Annotated in this window: 15 protein-coding genes and 1 pseudogene; 11 read left to right on the forward strand and 5 right to left on the reverse strand. The window is 61.3% G+C overall.

Annotation, left to right across the window (positions count from 1 at the left end; all coding sequences use genetic code 11):
- Position 1: 1 nt before the first annotated feature.
- On the reverse strand, positions 2–1,186 hold the full coding sequence (locus ACR3FF_RS15640; protein ID WP_458189020.1) for an ABC transporter ATP-binding protein: 1,185 nt from the start codon (positions 1,184–1,186) through the stop codon (positions 2–4).
- Positions 1,187–1,253: 67 nt separating this feature from the next.
- The gene (locus ACR3FF_RS15645) at positions 1,254–1,526 is read right to left on the reverse strand and encodes a hypothetical protein (RefSeq protein WP_458189021.1); all 273 of its coding nucleotides are present in this window, start codon (positions 1,524–1,526) and stop codon (positions 1,254–1,256) included.
- A 116-nt stretch (positions 1,527–1,642) separates the two neighbouring features.
- Here ACR3FF_RS15645 and ACR3FF_RS15650 point away from each other — a divergent pair, with 116 nt between their 5' ends.
- The 4 genes from ACR3FF_RS15650 to ACR3FF_RS15665 are packed head-to-tail and all read left to right on the forward strand — an operon-like array spanning position 1,643 to position 6,198.
- A complete protein-coding gene (locus ACR3FF_RS15650; protein WP_458189022.1) occupies positions 1,643–2,914 on the forward strand; it encodes a CaiB/BaiF CoA transferase family protein in 1,272 nt (423 codons plus the stop codon).
- A gap of 13 nt (positions 2,915–2,927) precedes the next feature.
- On the forward strand, positions 2,928–3,416 hold the full coding sequence (locus ACR3FF_RS15655) for a hypothetical protein (protein WP_458189023.1): 489 nt from the start codon (positions 2,928–2,930) through the stop codon (positions 3,414–3,416).
- A 38-nt stretch (positions 3,417–3,454) separates the two neighbouring features.
- The gene (locus ACR3FF_RS15660; protein ID WP_458189024.1) at positions 3,455–4,858 is read left to right on the forward strand and encodes an MmgE/PrpD family protein; all 1,404 of its coding nucleotides are present in this window, start codon (positions 3,455–3,457) and stop codon (positions 4,856–4,858) included.
- Positions 4,858–6,198, forward strand: coding sequence for an MFS transporter (locus ACR3FF_RS15665; protein ID WP_458189025.1), 1,341 nt, complete (start codon positions 4,858–4,860; stop codon positions 6,196–6,198). Before ACR3FF_RS15660 ends, ACR3FF_RS15665 begins: the two co-directional genes overlap by 1 nt.
- Before the next feature lie 12 nt (positions 6,199–6,210).
- On the opposite strand, the gene ACR3FF_RS15670 is transcribed toward ACR3FF_RS15665, so the two are convergent.
- The 3 genes from ACR3FF_RS15670 to ACR3FF_RS15680 form a co-directional block, all read right to left on the reverse strand.
- Positions 6,211–7,272 carry an isocitrate/isopropylmalate dehydrogenase family protein gene (locus ACR3FF_RS15670; RefSeq protein ID WP_458189026.1) on the reverse strand — a complete coding sequence of 354 codons (1,062 nt, stop codon included), beginning with the start codon at positions 7,270–7,272 and terminating at the stop codon, positions 6,211–6,213.
- 69 nt (positions 7,273–7,341) lie between these two features.
- A complete protein-coding gene (locus tag ACR3FF_RS15675; protein WP_458189027.1) occupies positions 7,342–8,481 on the reverse strand; it encodes a mandelate racemase/muconate lactonizing enzyme family protein in 1,140 nt (379 codons plus the stop codon).
- A gap of 148 nt (positions 8,482–8,629) precedes the next feature.
- A complete protein-coding gene (locus tag ACR3FF_RS15680; RefSeq protein WP_458189036.1) occupies positions 8,630–9,823 on the reverse strand; it encodes a CaiB/BaiF CoA transferase family protein in 1,194 nt (397 codons plus the stop codon).
- A gap of 211 nt (positions 9,824–10,034) precedes the next feature.
- Here ACR3FF_RS15680 and ACR3FF_RS15685 point away from each other — a divergent pair, with 211 nt between their 5' ends.
- From ACR3FF_RS15685 to ACR3FF_RS15715, 7 genes and pseudogenes are all read left to right on the forward strand, one after another.
- Positions 10,035–10,442, forward strand: a complete 408-nt coding sequence (locus tag ACR3FF_RS15685) for an acyl-CoA thioesterase (RefSeq protein WP_458189028.1) — start codon at positions 10,035–10,037, stop codon at positions 10,440–10,442.
- A 125-nt stretch (positions 10,443–10,567) separates the two neighbouring features.
- Positions 10,568–11,350, forward strand: coding sequence for an enoyl-CoA hydratase/isomerase family protein (locus ACR3FF_RS15690; protein ID WP_458189029.1), 783 nt, complete (start codon positions 10,568–10,570; stop codon positions 11,348–11,350).
- 40 nt (positions 11,351–11,390) lie between these two features.
- On the forward strand, positions 11,391–12,620 hold the full coding sequence (locus ACR3FF_RS15695) for a CaiB/BaiF CoA transferase family protein (RefSeq protein WP_458189030.1): 1,230 nt from the start codon (positions 11,391–11,393) through the stop codon (positions 12,618–12,620).
- Positions 12,613–14,730: an acetate--CoA ligase family protein gene (locus tag ACR3FF_RS15700; RefSeq protein WP_458189031.1), complete on the forward strand. Its 2,118-nt coding sequence runs from the start codon at positions 12,613–12,615 to the stop codon at positions 14,728–14,730. The genes ACR3FF_RS15695 and ACR3FF_RS15700 overlap by 8 nt, the downstream gene beginning before the upstream one ends.
- A gap of 41 nt (positions 14,731–14,771) precedes the next feature.
- The gene (locus tag ACR3FF_RS15705; protein ID WP_458189032.1) at positions 14,772–15,974 is read left to right on the forward strand and encodes an acyl-CoA dehydrogenase family protein; all 1,203 of its coding nucleotides are present in this window, start codon (positions 14,772–14,774) and stop codon (positions 15,972–15,974) included.
- A gap of 52 nt (positions 15,975–16,026) precedes the next feature.
- Positions 16,027–16,616 (forward strand): annotated as a pseudogene (locus ACR3FF_RS15710) (MaoC family dehydratase).
- 312 nt (positions 16,617–16,928) lie between these two features.
- A complete protein-coding gene (locus ACR3FF_RS15715) occupies positions 16,929–17,699 on the forward strand; it encodes an IclR family transcriptional regulator (RefSeq protein WP_458189034.1) in 771 nt (256 codons plus the stop codon).
- Positions 17,700–17,961: the final 262 nt, after the last annotated feature.

Raw genomic sequence — 17,961 nt, forward strand, 5'->3', positions numbered from 1 at the left:
ATCACCCCTCCTCCTCGTGTGCGCCTGTGGTGGAGCCGTCGGTTCGAACCCCCTCGTCCATCGGGCTGGACGTGCTGGGGACGGTACCTTCGGTCGCGTGCATCCACTTTACGACTTTCGGGCCCTCCGGGCTGAAGAAGTGGACGTTCGGCCATTCGACTTCCAATCCGACCGTGTCGCCCTCCGTCACCCGTTCGGTTGACTGGACGACCGCGTTCACCCGGCGATCGCCTACGTCAAAGTAGAGGATCTTGGTGTCGCCCATCGGTTCGACAACCTCGATTTCGATGTCGATGAGGCCGGCGCCGGGGTCAGTGATGTTGAGGTTACCCGGTCGAATACCGAGGATGACGTCCTCACCCGGGAGTCCGTTGCGGAGTTCCTCGGCGACTGCATCTGGCAACTCGACGTCGAACTCGTCGCCGCCGACCGAATTTCCGTCGAAGCGCATCTCGAAGAAGTTGATCGACGGACTCCCGATAAAGTCGGCCACGAACAAGCTGTTGGGATCGTGGTAGATATCCTCGGGGGGTGCGATCTGCTCGATCCGCCCGGCGTTCATCACTGCGATGCGGTCGCCCATGCTCATCGCTTCCTCCTGGTCGTGCGTGACAAAAACCGTCGCCACGTCGAGCTCCTGTTGCAGTTCCTGGATCTCGGTTCGCATCACCGCGCGAAGCTTCGCGTCGAGGTTGCTGAGCGGTTCGTCGAGGAGAAACAGTGCAGGGTCACGGACAATCGCGCGTCCGAGTGCCACGCGCTGTTGTTGGCCGCCGGACAACTGGTTCGGGTATCGATCGAGTAAGTCGCCGATCTCCATGATGTTTGCAGCCCATCGAACCTGTTCGTCGATCGTCTCCCTGTCGGCATCGCGCATCTTCAGCCCGAACGCCATGTTCTCGTACACTGTCATCGATGGGTACAGCGCATAGTTCTGGAACACCATCGAGATGGCACGATCTTTCGGTGGCAGTTCGGTCACGTCGTGACCGCCGAACGTGATAGTACCCGAGTCGGGTACCTCGAGTCCGGCGATGCAGCGAAGCGTCGTCGACTTGCCGCACCCGGACGGCCCGACGAGGACGAGCAGTTCTCCTTCGTCGATGTGGAGGTCGATATCGTCGACCGCGATTACCTGTCCGTCATTGAACGTCTTTCGGACGTCATCGAGATTTGCATCAACCATGGTTGAGCAGTGTGTTTATGTTGTTTGGTATCACGCGATTCTTGATTTGATGTCTCGCCATCGGTACTCACTCCGCCTCCGGACCGGCTCGTACTCGGCTCGCACCGAATCGGTTGGTGAGCACTGCTTTGATAATCGGTACGAACATGATAGAACCGAGGACGAGTCCGGCGACGACGATCGATCCGTCGATCGTTCCTGCGGTTCCGACCGGCCCTTCGAGCCAGAAGTAGAACGGGATACTCAGAAGGGCGTACACGACGATTGCCGCTCCCAGCGGGTGATTCGTGACCCACTCGGAACCACCGTCTCGATCGTGGGCCTGGTTAGTCTGCCCCATACTGGCTAACACATACCACAAAGTTATAAACTCTTGCATGGTCAGTAGTCATTGAATTGTCATTAGGAGTCAATCCGATGCAAAATCTTATCCGATTGGTCGGTCATTCGTCATGCATGTCACGGTCAACCGATGGCAACGACTATGCTACGTCGGGTATCCTCGACGGAGTTCGGGTTCTCGACCTCTCGACGTTCGTCACAGGCGGATTCTGCTCGCTCATGCTCGCGAATCAGGGCGCCGAAGTCATTAAGATCGAACGCCCAGAGATCGGCGACGACAACCGTCACTCAGGACCGCCGTTCGTCGACGCCGACGGGTACGACGGACCGGGAAAGACCGCATCCGACCGCGGCGAATCACCCTACTTCTGGACGGTGAACTACGACAAGAAGAGCGTCGAACTAAACCTCAAGAGCGACGAGGGATTATCGGTGCTCTACGACCTGGTAGGTGAGGCCGATGTGTTCATCGAGAACTACCGTCCGGGAACTGCCGATCGACTCGGCGTCGGGTACGAGGATCTTCGCGAATGCAACGACGAACTCGTCTACTGCTCCATCTCGGCGTTCGGCAACTCAGGGCCGTGGAGCGACCGCCCAGGGTACGACCTGCTTGTCCAGGGAATGAGCGGAATCATGGACGTCACCGGGCCCGAAGACGGTGACCCGGTGAAGGTCGGGTTACCCCAGACTGACCTCATCACCGCGATGTGGGCTGCGTTCGGTATCGTGGGCGCGCTGTATCGTCGCCAGTTGACCGGCGAAGGCGATAAGGTCGAACTCGGTATGCTGGATGCTGCGCTCCCGTGGTTGACCAAACAGGCAGGGAAGGCGTTCGCGGGCGAGGAGCCGAAGCGGATGGGGACGAAAGACCCTGTGCTCGCACCGTATCAGGTATACCCGACGGCGGACGGTCATCTCAGCGTCGCGGCGGCGAACCAGAAGCTCTGGACAGAGTTGTGCGATGCCATCGACCGGCCCGACCTGGCCGACGATCCGCGATTCGAGACCAACGCCGACCGCGTCGAGAACATGGCCGAACTAGAGGCGGTGCTGTCGAACGTCTTCCAACAGCAGCGAACCGAAGAGTGGATCGAACTGCTCGCTGACAAACACGGCCTCCCCGTCGGACCGGTGTACAGCGTCGACGAGGCGCTCCACAATGAACAGGTGGATGCCCGGAACGTGCTGTCGACGACGGACCACCCGGCGGCCGGAGAGATGCCGGTCATCGAACATCCCCTCAATTTCAACAACGCGGAGTCCGGCTTCCAAGATGCCCCGCCGCTCCTCGGTGAGGACACGGAATCGATCCTCCGCGAGTTGGGGTACGCCGACGAGGACATCGAAACGCTCAGAGATGCCGGAGCGATTCCCGACGAATGACGCTGTCGACACTATGACAGACGAAAACACTACGCCGGATCGATTCCGGGACGGGACGGCCGGGAACGAGAACGACCGCGACGTCGTCGAGGACCACGCGGACCAGCACGTCCCAGAGGAGGACACGCATCTTCTCGCGCGGGTTCCGGGGTGGGTCGTCGCCCTCGGGGCGGGATCGCTGATGACGGCGACACTCATCACGCTCGTCGGGACGGTGTTCCTTTGGTACTCCGTCTCGCAAGGGCTGTTCTACGGCTACGAGCCGTACGAAATCGTTCTCGCGGGGGTGCAATTCACCGGAGTAACGGCGTTTCAGGCGATCGGCGTCCATTGGGCTCGACAGCGCGTCCGGTGGATGTGGGTCATGCTCGCAGCCATCGCGGGCTCACTGACGTTCGTTGCACTCCCGTTCACCGCGGTTGCGCTGGTGTGTATCGGTCTCGGCAAGTACCATTTCACTCTCGAGACGCCGACGAACGTCATTCGCGGCGAGGAAAACTAACCCCCACGTTTATTCTTTGAAACCTCATCGCATTCCGTATGACAACGACTGACGCGACCGCCCGACTGGCGGCGCATTGCGAGGAGTCGAGTTTCGACGACCTGCCCGCCGACGTACGGGAGAAACTCAAGCGTCACGTCCTCGATTGGCTCGGAGTCACACTCGGCGCGCACGAACACGCTGCATCGACACCGTCGATTTTCGAGGGGTTGGTTAGTAATGGAGAGGGAGGCGAGGCGACGGTAGTTGCAACGGGCGAGCACTGCTCACCGAACCGTGCCGCCGCGGTCAACGGGGCGCTCGCCCACAGCCTCGACTTCGACGACACCCACCGCGAGTCGTCGCTCCACCCCGGTGCCCCGGTGATTCCGGCCGCCCTCGCAGTGGCTGAACGCGACGGGGCGACCACCGAACAGGTTCTCGCCGGCGTGTCGGCGGGGTTCGATGTCGCCTGCATCCTCGGCCGAGCCGTCAACCCGGACGCTCATTATGACCGGGGGTTCCACGGAACGGCTACCTGCGGTACGTTCGGCGCTATCGCTGCCGCAGGCGTGGTAGCGGGACTCTCGGTCGGCGAATTCGAGGCAGCGTTCGGTGTCGGCGGCAGTCAGGCCGCCGGATCGTTGCAGTTCCTGTCGAACGGCGCGTGGAACAAGCGTCTTCACCCGGGATTGGCCGCACGACGTGGAGTCACCGCCGTCTCGCTGGCCGCGGCCGGATTCCGAGGCGCGGATGCGGCCATCGAGGGGGAGTACGGTTTCCTCGCCGGGTACACGGACGACCCCAACCCCGCGGCGTTCGACCGACTCGGTGACGACTACGCCGTGCTGGAGACTGCGCTGAAACCGTACCCGTGCTGTCGGTACATGCACTCTGCGCTCGACGCACTCACCGAAATCGGAGCACAGATTGACTCGAATGCGGTAGCATCAGTGGTTGTCGACCTTCCTGAAGCAGGCGTGCGACTGACCGGCGACCCCATCGAGCGCAAGCGTCGACCGTCGAACTTCGTCGACTGCCAGTTCAGCATGCCGTTCGGTGCCGCCCTCGCGATGTCGACCGGTGAGGCAGGACTGGCGGCTTTCCTCGACGCTCAGTCACACCTTGACGACGCCGAACTCCGCGAGTTGATGGATGCAACCGAAATGGTGTCGACAGACGTTGTCCAGTCGCGATTTCCGAATCAGTGGGCCGCACGGGTCGTCGTCGAGACGGAAGACGAAACCTACGAACGGGTCGTCGAGACTGCGCTGGGCGAACCCGAGAAACCGCTGGGTTGGGACGGCGTGACAGAGAAGTTCGATACGCTGGCACGGTCGTCGGGGGTCGATGGCGATACGCGACGAGAAATCGTCGAAATCACGCGCGAACTCGAGATCCACTCCGTCACCGACTTGACCGATGCATTCCGTAAGCCGCGGTTGAAGCCACACGAGTCATGATGGCGCTAGACGTCGTGAACCGAGTTGCAGCCAGAGTCCGCCGTGGAGTGGACGCGCTCCGCGGAGACGGCCGGGGGCGCGTCCTCGTCGTCGTGGCCACGGGGTGGTTGTTGGTGCTCGGCACTCGTATCGTCCTCCCCGCGCTCCTTCCACAGGTCAAATCGGCGTTCGGCATCGACAACGCGACCGCCGGGTTGCTCGTTTCGGTACTCTGGGGAGCGTACGCGGTGACACAGTTTCCCGCCGGGATGATGATCGACCGGATCGGCGAGCGGATAACGCTGACCGCGAGCACGGTCGTCACCGCCGCCGGGGCCGCCGCCCTGACCGTCGCACCTTCGTTTTCGGTGTTCGTCCTCGGCGGCGTACTGTTCGGTCTCGGCTCCGGCCTCTACGCCCCGCCGCGGGTGACGGTGCTGTCGCGCATCTACCCCGACCGTGATGGGACGGCGCTCGGAGCCACCTTCGCCGTCGGCAACCTCGGCGCGGCGGGGCTGCCGCTCGTCGCGGGGGCGCTGGCGCTGTGGTTCCACTGGCGGGCCGGATTCGGCTTCGTCGTCCTCCCACTCGTGCTGGTCGCGTTCGGCTTGTGGTCTTACGTCCCGAATCGAGCGGATGGAGAAACCCGTGCAGCCGAGCAGTTCACCCGCCGAACCGCCATCCGGCTCTTCCGCGGCATGACCGATCGTCACGTGGTGCTCGCGTGGGTCGCGATGACGCTGATCCTATTCACGTATCAGGGTATCACTGCCTTCCTCCCGACCTACCTCATCGACGTTAAGGGACTAACGCAGGGAACCGCATCAGTGCTTTACGGACTGTTCTACGCGAGCGGGGCGGTCTCTCAGTGGTTCGCAGGCAACGCCGCCGACAGATACGGCGAGCGAACCGTGCTCGCCGCGCTCGCGGGCGTCGGAGTGGTCACGGTCGGACTGCTTCCGTTCGTCGGCGGAACTGTGGCCCTCGCAGCACTGCTCGCGCTACTCGGGACCCGACTCGGAATCGGCCCCGTCGGTAACGGATACGTGGCAGCGCTGTTACCGGACGAGATTCAGGGGGCGGGGTACGGGCTGTTCCGGACGTTCTATCTCGCGGTCGGCGCGCTGGGGTCGCTGTTCGTCGGCGTCCTCGCAGAGTGGGACTGGTTCGACGAGGCGTTTCTGGTGCTTGCGGGTGTCACTGCAATTTCCTCGGTGCTCTACCTGTTCCTGCCGACTTCGCCCGCTTCAGTGGCTGTTGGTACGACTTCGGACACCGACAGCGGGATCAGCGGCGGACTCTCTAGTTCTGCTGAACCGGGGAGTGACACAGACGGTGAAAACGACCGAACTACAGACTGACAGAATCTCCGCTCAGTCTGCCAGCCGCTTACGGAGGTCGGCGATCACATCTTCAGTCGTCGACTGTCCGTCGAGGTCGGGCGTCCGAGGTGCGTCTGGGTCGGCCACCTGCTCTGCAACTGCGTTCCAGAGGGCGTCGGCTGCCGGCTGTTCGCCAAAGTGTTCGAAGAGCATCGACCCCGAGAGAACAGTCGCGAGAGGATTGGCGACGCCCTGCCCGGCGATGTCGGGCGCGCTACCGTGTACCGGTTCGAACATCGACGGGTAGCCGCCATCGGGAACGATGTTCGCCGAGGGTGCGAGACCCATGCTTCCGGTGACGATGGCACCGATGTCGGTCAGAATGTCTCCGAACAGGTTCGACGCCACAACCACGTCGAACTCCTCGGGGCGGCGGATGAAGTCCATGCTCGCGGCGTCGACCAGCAGGCGTTCGACTGTGACCTCGGAGTACTCCGCACCAACTTCCTCGACGATTTCGTCCCAGAATACCATGCTGTAGGCCTGCGCGTTGGATTTGGTGATGCTGGTTAACTTCTTCTCACGCTCGGTCGCAGCTTCGAATGCAGCACGGACGATTCGCTCGGTTCCATCGCGCGTGAATACACCACTTTGAATCGCCACGTCGTTGTCGAACCCGCTGTGTTCGCGTCCACCGATATCAGCGTACTCTCCCTCGGTGTTCTCACGATAGACGACAAAATCGATGTCGCCGCCGTCGTAACCGCGCAGCGGACTTTCGATACCGTCGAACAGAACCGAGGGGCGCTTACAAATACCCTGGTCGAACCCCTTACGGATAGGCAACAGCAGTCCGTGGAGCGTGACGTGGTCGGGAACCTCTGGGTGGCCCACCGCTCCCAGCAGAATCGCGTCGGAGTCTTCCAGTCGGTCGAGGCCATCATTCGGCATCATGGCACCCTCGTTCAGGTACCGTTCACTACCCCAATCGTACCGAGTAGTTTCGAACTCGAAGCCCTCCGCTTCGGCAGCGTCCGCGAACAACGGAAGCGCCGCGTCGACGACTTCCGGACCGATACCGTCACCAGGAATGGTTGCTATATCGTACGCCATACACTACCAATCGGAGAAATGGCGTAAAAAACCTCGGTCGAAGATGACGGGTTCGATCAGCCGATACCACTACACGTCGGCCCGGAACTCGGCCAGCACGTCCTGGTCGATTTCGATGCCGAGGCCGGGAGCGTCCGGAATCGGCACCTCGTTGCCGTCGTTCGTGATGGGGTCGACGGCGAGATCTTCGCGGATGGGATTCGGCGTGCGGTCGAACTCCAACATCGGGTCGCCGGGAATCGTCGCCAGTACCTGGAGGCTGGCGGCGAGCGCGATAGCACTTCCGAACACGTGGGGCAAACACTGGATGTTCGCCGCGTTCGCCATCGTAACCACCCGTTTCGTCGTCGTGATGCCGCCAGCACTGGTGACGTCGGGTTGAACGTACCCGACAGCCCCTGCGTCGAGCACGCGGTCGAACTCGTGCTGAAATGCCCAGCATTCACCGCCCGCAAGCGGTACGTCGACCTCGTCGTTGAGCGTGGCGTAGTTCTCGACGTTCCGAGGTGGCACTGGTTCCTCGAAGAAGTAGACGTCGAGGTCCGCAAGGCTCTCGGCGACCCGTCTCGCGTCAGCGACGTCGTACGCGTGGTTGGCATCGGTCATCAACCGCACGTCGTCGCCGACCGCGTTCCGGATGGCCCGGACGAGTTCCACGTCCTTCTCGGGGCCCCATCCGAAGTGGCGCGCGAGACCGATTTTGTTCTTTAGCGCGTCGAACCCCGCCGCGACGTGACCCTCTGCCTCGTCGACGACGTCGGTACGGAGTTCCTCGAAGTCCTCGACATCGCCCCAGAAATGCCCCGTCGCGTACGCCCGGACTCGATCGCGTCGCCGGCCACCAACGAGCGTCGAGACGGGAGTGCCGACAGCCTTCCCGTAGAGGTCCCACAGCGCGATGTCCACACCACTAACGACGCTGGCGGGGACGTAGGAGTGGTACGACGACCGCAACTTGTACACCAGGTCGTCGTGTATCTGCTCGACAGTGCGGGGGTCGCGACCGACGAGCAACGGAGCGACGTACTCCTCGACGAGTTCACGGTTGCCCGCCGTCGGTCCCCAACACTCCCCCCACCCGACCTTCCCGTCGTCGGCTTCGACCCGAACGAGGCAGTACTCACGGCTGTCGATCCACTTCTGGGCGTTGGCGAATCGTTCTCCAAGGTCTCTGCGGAGCGGAATCGCTTCAACGGTGGCGACTTCCATGCACGCCACGTCGGAGTCGACCGTACTGAAACTTTCCCCATGATAGTAAACCACACGATGAAACACCACCTCGCGACGGCTGGAACCAGGCTCGTCGTTGTCGGTATCGTCTACCCGATGTGATACGCGTTCGATTCGTCGCCGTGAATCACGAACCGCCGTCGCGAACCGAATGACGAGCATCCTCGTCAAGCACTTGGTCGAGGACGTCGTCCGTGTGTTCCCCCAAACGCGGCGGCTCGCGGCTCGTCCCCGTGTCAATGTCGGAGAATCGGGCCGGGAACTGGACCAGCGGCATGTCGACGCCGCCGAGTGACAGGTCGCTGGTCACTTCGCTCTCGCGGAGTTGCGGATCCTCGAACACCTCGGCGGTATCTCGGATCGGCGCGCCCGGAACGTCGGAGTCGCGGAACAGGTCGAACCACTCGTCGGCGGATCGCTCGGCGAACAGCGGTTCCAACGCCGCGGTCAGTTCCTCGCGGTGCTCGACCCGGTCGGCGTTCGTTGTGAACCGTGGATCGTCGACCAGGTCCGGCCGGTTGATGGCGTCACAGAACGCTTCCCACGTCCCCTCGCTTCCGACGGCGACCGCGAACCAGCCGTCGGCGGTCTCGAACGCTCGGTACGGCGCGAGCGAGGGGTGGGCCGTTCCCATCCGCGGATACGGGTCGCCGGTGGCGAGCGTCCGGCCGGCCCGCTCGGTCAGCCATGAGACAAGGCCCTCGAACATCGGTACCTCGATGCGCTGGCCGCCGTGCCGGTCACGGACGTATAGCGCAATCACGACACAGAGCACAGCGTACATCCCGGCGCTGATGTCCCCAATCGGAATCCCCGGACGCGCCGGGGGACCGTCGGCCTCCCCCGTCACGCTCATGCTTCCACTCAAGGCCTGCACGACCATATCGAACGCCGCGAGATCGCGGTTGGAGCCCTCTAGAAACCCCGATATCGAGCAGTATATCAACTCCTCGTTGACCACTTGGAGGTCCTCGAATTCCAGGCCCCACTCCGCCATGGTTCCCGGCCGGTAGTTCTCGACCACGACGTCGGCGGCCGCAGCGATGCGCTCGAACGCCGCAGCGCCGGGGGCGGTCGAGAGGTCGAGTTCGACGCTTCGCTTGCCCCGGTTGAGCGACGCGAAGTAACTCGACACGTCCGAATCGCCCACCGACGGACCGACTGCTCGCGTGATGTCGCCGATTTCCGGGCGTTCGATCTTGACCACCTCGGCACCGAGGTCTGCGAGCAACTGAGTGGCGAACGGTCCCGAGAGCATCTGAGTGCAGTCGAGCACGCGGACGCCATCCAAGGGTCGTTCGGTGCTGTCGGCTTCCGTCATCTCCGATCCCGCCGATTGACCGACGTCGATTCCGCCTCGTTTCGTGACCATTTTTCAAATCGTGAGCGTCGACGCATACGGGTACGGTATCCCTCAGTGATAAAATAAAGAGGGGGAGCGTCCGAGCGTGTATCGGTCGATAAAACGGTGACCGTGTAGGTGCGGACGACGGCGTGACAAGAATGAATACTCCCCCAGACGTGAATACACCATGTCGAACTACGAGTACGCGACCGAACTCGACGTTCGGTTCCGTGACCTCGACGCGATGGGCCACGTCAATAACGCCGTCTACGCTACTTACTTAGAGCAGGCGCGCGCCGACTACTACGCCGACGTTCTCGACCTCTCGCTCGCCGGAGTGGACACGGTTCTGGTGAGCCTCTCGATGGAGTACCGGCGTCCCATCACGGCCGACGAGACGGTCACGGTAGCGCTCGGAATCGGAAATCTCGGAGAGTCGAGCATCCCGATGGAGTACAAACTCCGAACCGAGAAGGGTGTCACAGCTATGGCCGAGACGGTGCAAGTGGTGTTCGACCGTTCGAGCGGCGAATCGCGCCCGATACCGGATCGGTGGCGCGACCAGATCGCCCAGTACAAGCGCACGAACGGTTGACGACGATTCAGGCCGAATCGTCGTCAACCTCGGGACGAACCCTCTGAAACGTTCGGTAGAGACAGACGATGACTGTGATTGTCACCCAAAGCTCTTTCTTGGCTGATTGTGTATCCGATTCGTGTATGGCCTATTACAGCTCCTACGAGAGCATTACGGTAGACGTCTCCGATGGCGTCGCCACTATCGAGTTTCACCGACCCGAGAAATACAACGCTCTCAACACCGAGGTGATGTTGGACCTCCAGCGAGCGTTCGACGAACTCCAACTCGACCGCGACGTGGACGCCGTCGTCATCACCGGGGAGGGTGACGACGCCTTCTCGGCCGGTGCAGACATCGAACAGTACGCCGGGACCGCCGAGGAACACGACCCACGTCAGAAAGATCGCCAGAAGCTGTTCTACGAAATCTACCGTGCTCCGCTTGAGCTTCACGCACCAGTCATCGCCAAGATAGACGGATACTGCGTGGGCGGTGGGCTGATACTCGCGATGTACTGCGACATGCGAGTCGCTACGGAAAAATCGCGGTTCGGCGTCCCCACCTGCGACATCGGTCAGATTCCAACTGGCGGGTCGACCTACCGGGCGGTTCAACTGGTCGGCGAGGCCAAGGCCAAGGAACTCGTCTTCACGGCCGGATACGTCGACGCTGAGGAGGCCCACCGAATCGGACTGGTAAACCACGCTGTTCCGTCCGGGAGCCTGGACGAGAAAGTCACGGAAATCGTCGACAGTATCCAGGACACCGGCCGCATGGCAGTCAAGAACTCCAAGAGAGCTATCAATTACGCCGCCGACGCCCCCGACATCGAGACGGCGAGGAAGTACGAAGCGGACCTCTGGTGGGAGCAGTTCGCCACCGACGAACGCCGAGAGCTAGTAGACAAATTCAACGAAAAGTAGCCGGTAAATCTTTTTATGCTCGGAAATGCGTTGGTACGTTATGTCGGCACACGGGCCGCTATCAGACCTGACTGTCGTAGAGATGACTGCCCACCGAGCCGGACCCTTCTGCGGGGCGTTGCTCGCCGACCTCGGTGCCGAGGTCGTCAAGATAGAGCGCCCGGGCGTCGGCGACCCGGCACGCGACCAGGGACCGGGCCCGGCAGGCAAGTCGGGCTATTTCATGGCCAACAATCGGAACAAGAAGTCCGTTACGCTCGATTTGAAAACCGATGCCGGCCGAGAAGCGGCGCTCGAACTGCTCGCCGAGGCGGACGTCTTCGTCGAGAATTTCGGTTACGGCGTCACAGAAAAGCTCGGTATCGGCTACGAGGACGTCCGTAAGGTGAACGACGACGTAATATACGCCAGCATCAAGGGATACGGCGAGACGGGGCCCTCGAAGGAAAAGAAGGGTCTGGATCTCATCCTGCAGGCCGAAGGCGGTATCATGAGCGTGACCGGACCCGAGGGCGGCGAACCGGTCAAGGTCGGACAAGCCGTCGGCGACCTAGGCGCAGGGATGTTCGCGACGATCGCGGTCCTGGCTCGTCTACACGAGCGCGACCGGCAAGACGCGACGGACGAAATCGATAGCGGCGAATTCGTCGGAAAGTTCGACGTGGGTCTGTTCGACACCATCGTCAGTCTCATGAACGAATACCTGACGTTCCACTCGATGACCGGCGAGGTGCCCGGTCCACAGGGCACCTCGCACCAGTCGCTCGTGCCGTACCAACTGTTCGAGACTGCCGACGGACACGTCGTCACTGGTGTTCCGAGCGACGACCGATGGGACGACTTCGTGGACGTCGTCGGCCGCGAGGAACTTCGCTCGTACCAAACCAACGACGAACGCGTCGAAAACGAGGAGACAGTCGTTTCGATGATACAGGAGGAGTTCGCGAAACACTCGACCGACTACTGGTTGTCCGAGTTGACCGAACACGGGTTTCCGAACGGACCGCTCAACGACGTCGCAGAAGTTCTGGACCACGAGCAGGCCCGAGCGCGGGGACTCGTTCGAACGCACGACGACCCCGACGGTGGGGACGTTACGATACCCGGTCATCCCGTCAACTTCCCCGATTTTGAAACCGAGATACGCAACCCTGCACCACGACTGGGCGAACACACCGACGAGGTATTCACGGACATCGCCGACGACCAGACCAGGCTGGACGAATGGCGAGCGGGTGGCGCGTTCGGGGGGAGCGTGGACGATGAGTGACGACAAGAACCGTGAGCGGCCAGACCTCGACCCGCTGTTCGCACCCGACTCGGTCGCCGTGGTCGGGGCCAGTCCTGATTCGTGGTATTCCTCACAACTGATGGATAACCTAATCGACTACGGGTACGACGGGGCGGTGTACCCCGTCAATCCGAACCGCGACACAGCCTGGGACCGCACGTGTTACGACACTATCGCAGACGTGCCTGAAGTGGTCGACCTGGCGGTCGTCAGCGTCCCGCGCGACTACGTGGTCGAAGTCGTCTCCGAGGCAGGCAAACGAGGAGTCCCAGCTGCACTCGTCATTACGGCAGGGTTCGCAGAGGCTGACGACGAGGGTGCCAGACTGCAGGACGAACTGGCCGCCGTTGCCACGGAACACGACGTCCGGGTCTGTGGCCCCAACTGCATCGGACTGGTGAACGCCCGCGAGGAGGCGGTGTTGACCAGTACTTGCTCGCGGAAACCTGCATCGGGAAACGTCGGACTGATCAGCCACTCCGGAGCCCTGGCGTTTACCACCTTCTTCGAGCGCGCAGCGGACGAGAATCTCGCGTTCTCACACATCGTCTCGACCGGCAACGAGGCTGACCAGACGCTGACCGACTACGTCGAGTACATGGCGGCCGACCCAGCAGTCGACGTCATCTGTGCGTACGTGGAGGGGCTCGCCGAACCCCGGCGATTCATGGAGGTGACCACGTCCGCTGTCGAGAAGGGGACGCCTGTTCTCGCGGTCAAGATAGGTGGGTCGTCGGCAGCCGAGAATGCGGCTATGTCACACACCGGGTCGCTGGTCGGTACCGACCAGGCTGGGAACGCCGCGTTCGACCAGGCAGGTGTCCAACGGGTCCCGGATATCCCGGACCTGCTCGCGCGGGCGAGCGCTCACACGACGTTCGACCCTCCGACATCAAATCGGGTGTGCATCGCCTCCACGAGCGGTGGACTGGCGAGTCTCCTCGCGGATATGGCCAGCGACCGTGGACTCGCGGTTCCGACGCTCGAGGGGGACACGGAGCGTGCACTGCTAGACGTGGAAGGACTGCTTACCTTCGGGGAACTCCACAATCCTGTCGACATCAGGGGATACGGCGCGGACCACCTCCCCGAAATCGGCGACATCCTATTCGAAGACGACGAGTACGACGCGTACGTGTTCGCTATCGGACTCTCGGCAGTCGACGAGCGTGCCGCCAGCATCGCCGACGACCTGATCGCAGTCGCCGACGCCGCGACCGAACCGGTGTTGTTCCTCTGGACCGGTCGCAAAGAACCCGACGAACTCGACGACCCACAGCCTTACGAACGAGTTCGAAGGGAAGTGCCGCTGTTCTACGACCCTAGTCGATGCATGGACGCCCTCGCCTCACTGGTGGAGTTCGGCGCGACCCGGAGTCGACTCTCGAACCGTCCGTCACGCCGTGACCAGCGGCTGAACCGTGGCACCCGACGAACCGAGATTCCTGCGGGGAGAGCGTTTTCGTGGCGCGAGTCGGTCGATCTCCTCTCGGAGTTCGGCATCGAAACCGTCCAGACGCGGCTAGTCGACGACCCAGACGAAGCGGTGAAAGTCGCGTCCGAGTTCGGGTTCCCGACTGTGCTCAAGATCGATTCGGTCGACGTCCCTCACCGCTCCAGAGTCGGTGGGGTGAAGACCGACGTCGACACGGCGGCCGCGGCCCGTGAGGCCTACCAGGAGGTGCTTTCGAACGTTCGCGACGGAGCCCCTGATGCCGAAATCGAGGGCGTTCTGGTACAACCGCGGATAGAAGATGGTGTCGAGGTGCTCGTGGGAATTTCCACCGACCCAGAGTTCGGGCCCCTGGTAGCCGTAGGACCGGGCGGGACGCTCGTCGAACAGTTCGATGAGCGCGCGATACGGGTCCCACCGATTACGACGGAGGAGGCGATGGACGCGATTGCCGACGCCAGCCTCGATGTACACCTCGCAGAGTCCAGTGTCGACGCGGCCGCACTGGCCGACCTGCTCGTCCGGGTCGGTGACCTCGCGGTCGAATGTCAGTCGGTCGCGGAACTCGACCTCAATCCGGTACTCGTTCGTGAGGAAGGAGTTGCGGTCGTCGACGCCTTGGTCCGTACCCGCTAACCCTCGGAATTATACCTCGGCACTCCGTACTCCCAAAATCGATGGTACATCGATTCAGGGACACCGTCCCACTATCCGAACAACAGCGGTTAGTGCGTCGAAGTATCAGGGAGATCTGTGAGGACTTCGACCGCGCGTACTGGCGTGACCGGGCACGGGAGGGAGTGTACCCACACGAGTTCGTGGACGAACTGGTCGATAACGGTTGGATGGGAGCGCTCATCCCGGAGGAGTACGGTGGCGTGGGCATGGAGACGAGCGAGGTCGTGGTCATGATGGAAGAGATTGCGGCCAACGGCGGCGGGTTCAGTGCTGCGCAGGCGGTCCACGGTGGCATCTACAACTCCGTCCCAATCGTCGAATACGGGAGCGACTCGCTGAAAGCAGAACTGCTGCCGCGAGTGGCCGACGGACGAGCCTCGATCCAAGCGTTCGGTCTGACCGAGCCCAACGCGGGTTCGGATTCCACGTCGATTCAGACCCGTGCTGAGAAGGACGGCGACACGTACGTCATCAACGGCCAGAAGATTTGGACCTCCCGGGTCGACCAAAGCGATTATCTCGTCCTCGTGGCCCGTACCAGACCCAAATCCGAAGTCGAGAAGGATACACAGGGGATATCGATGTTCCTGGTCGACCTCGACGACGCAGTGGCACAGGGCGCGCTGGATATGGAACAAATTCCCAAGTCGGTGAGCGAGTTCGTCCACTCCTACGAGCTGTGGTTCGAGAATCTCCGTATCCCTGAAGAACGCCTGATTGGCGAAGAGGGGTCGGGGTTCTACCAGGTTCTGGATGGGCTGAACGAGGAACGACTCGTCATCGCCGCCGAGTGCATCGGGCTCGGCGAACTGGCTATCGAGCGCGCCGTCGAGTACGCTAACGAACGCGAGGTGTTCGGCCGTTCTATCGGGAAGAATCAGGCCATACAGCACCCACTCGCGGACGCCTATGCCCACGTCCAGGCCGCCAAACAGATGACGTTCGATGCTGCCGATGCGACCGACGAGTCGAGCACTGAACTCGGCGCACGTGCCAACATGTCCAAGTACCTCGCCGCGGAGGCGTGTTTCGAGGCCGCCGATGCCGCAGTTCAGACTCACGGCGGGTTCGGCGTCGCGACCGAGTACGACGTCGAACGGTACTTTCGAGAAGCGCGGCTGACGCGGTTGGTTCCGATAACCCAACAGCTCGTGTTGAACTACGTCGGAGAGAAGGTGCTCGGCCTCCCTCGTTCTTACTGACGGACCTCCACCAAGTTTTAGTCCCGACTCAGTCAGTTATGTACCTGATACGATGGTAGACACAGACGAATCGGACACAGACGAATCAGACAGAATCGACGAGAACTCCCGACGAATCATCGCCGGATGGCAAGGACGCTATTACGAGGATTTCGAAGTCGGGGACATCTACAAACACCCTTACGGGCAGTAACCGAAACCGACAACGTCTGGTTCACGAACGTCAGTATGAACCTCAATCCGATGCATTTCAACGAGGGGTACGCCGCGGAGACCGAGTTCGGTGAACGACTCGTCAACGGAACGTACGTCATCGCGCTGGCCGTCGGGATGAGCGTCATCGACGTCTCACAGAATGCGACCGCGAATCTCGGATACGACGACGTTCGGCATCATGGGCCGGTGTTTCACGGCGATACCATCTTCGCGGAGAGCGAAGTCGTGGACAAACGGGAGAGCGAGTCTCGAGAACACGTCGGCATCGTGACGACCGAGTTGCGGGCGTACAATCAGCACGACGACCTAGTACTGTCGCTCAAACGAACGCCGATGGTGCTGAAACGTGAATACACCCAGCTGAGTGCAGCGACCCCACCGGGATGGATCGAGGGAATCGGGACTCAACCGGAAGACATCGATTGAGGAGTCGTATTCGTCATTACCGAATCAGACTGCGAACGCTGTAGTCTCGAGCAGTCACGAGAAATCGCCCTGTCGGCGTCTCTATTCGCCACTCCCGGGTATTGTCACATCGGAGAGTGAGTGCGGAGCATCGAGACGATTTTCCATTACCGAATCGGAGGAGAGAGCGGTAGATCTCCCGAGTAACGAGGCTATTTCGCCATTTTCGAAGATAAAATATTGAAATAATATCGTCGAAACCCCCTATCGGCGCGGATGTCGATTCGAGAGGGGCGAATTATAAGTTGTTGCGTGTAGAACCACAAATAAGGTATGTCACAACATGGCAAAGGAGGACGAACGGTCAACGCGACTGAAACCGCGTTCGCGATCATCGAAAGACTCGAAAAACTGGACGGAGCACGGGTGACAGAACTGGCTGAGGAGCTGGAACTGGCAGCCAGTACAGTACACAGCCACCTCGCGACACTGTACGAGATGGGCTACGTGGTAAAGGAGGGCGACGAGTACCAACTTGGCTCGCGCTTTCTCAAGCTGGGCGAGGCGGCAAAGGAGCGCAAGGAAGCGTTCGAATTGATAGAACCAAAGGTGAAAGAACTAGCCGAGGAAACCGAGGAGCGATGTCAGTTCATCGTCAAGGAACACGGGCGTGGTGTCTACCTCCACAGAGAGACAGGTAGTCGAGCCGTCTGGACCGACTCCGGCCTCGGAAAACAGGTATATCTCCACGCGACCGCCTCTGGAAAGTCGGTGCTGGCTAACCTCTCTGTGGAAGAGGTCGAACAAATTCTCGACCAGTGGGGCTTACCCGCACTCACGGACAACACGATTACGGACAGAGCCGCACTTTTCGACGAATTAGAGACTATCCGTGAACAGGGGTTCGCGGTCAACGATGAGGAGAGTACGGAGGGCCTTCGAGCAGTTGGCGTTCCTATCGTGGACAGTTCGGGCAGGATGGCGGGAGCACTGAGCGTCTCTGGGCCGAGTCACCGGATGAGGGGCGAATGGCTCAATCGGGAGATTCCAGATCTACTGCTCGGAACGGCGAATGAACTTGAGTTGAACCTGAAGTACTCCTGAATCGATATTTGGGTCGAAACGATACCCGTTGTTTCTCTAACCTCTCCGCCGACGGACACGCAGTTGCGGGATTTTTGAACGCTAGCTAGTGTTTCCGGGGCTTCGGAACGGTACATCGTCATCGACCATCGCGACCCATTACAGTCGGTACTTCCCGAGCGTCGCTTCGTGAGCTGTGCTGAGTCACGGATGACCAGAGTGAACGCTGGTGTAGTAGCTGAGTGAAGGAGAACTAGAGTCCACAGATGGAGAGAACCGAACC

The organism is Haladaptatus ordinarius (assembly GCF_054177595.1).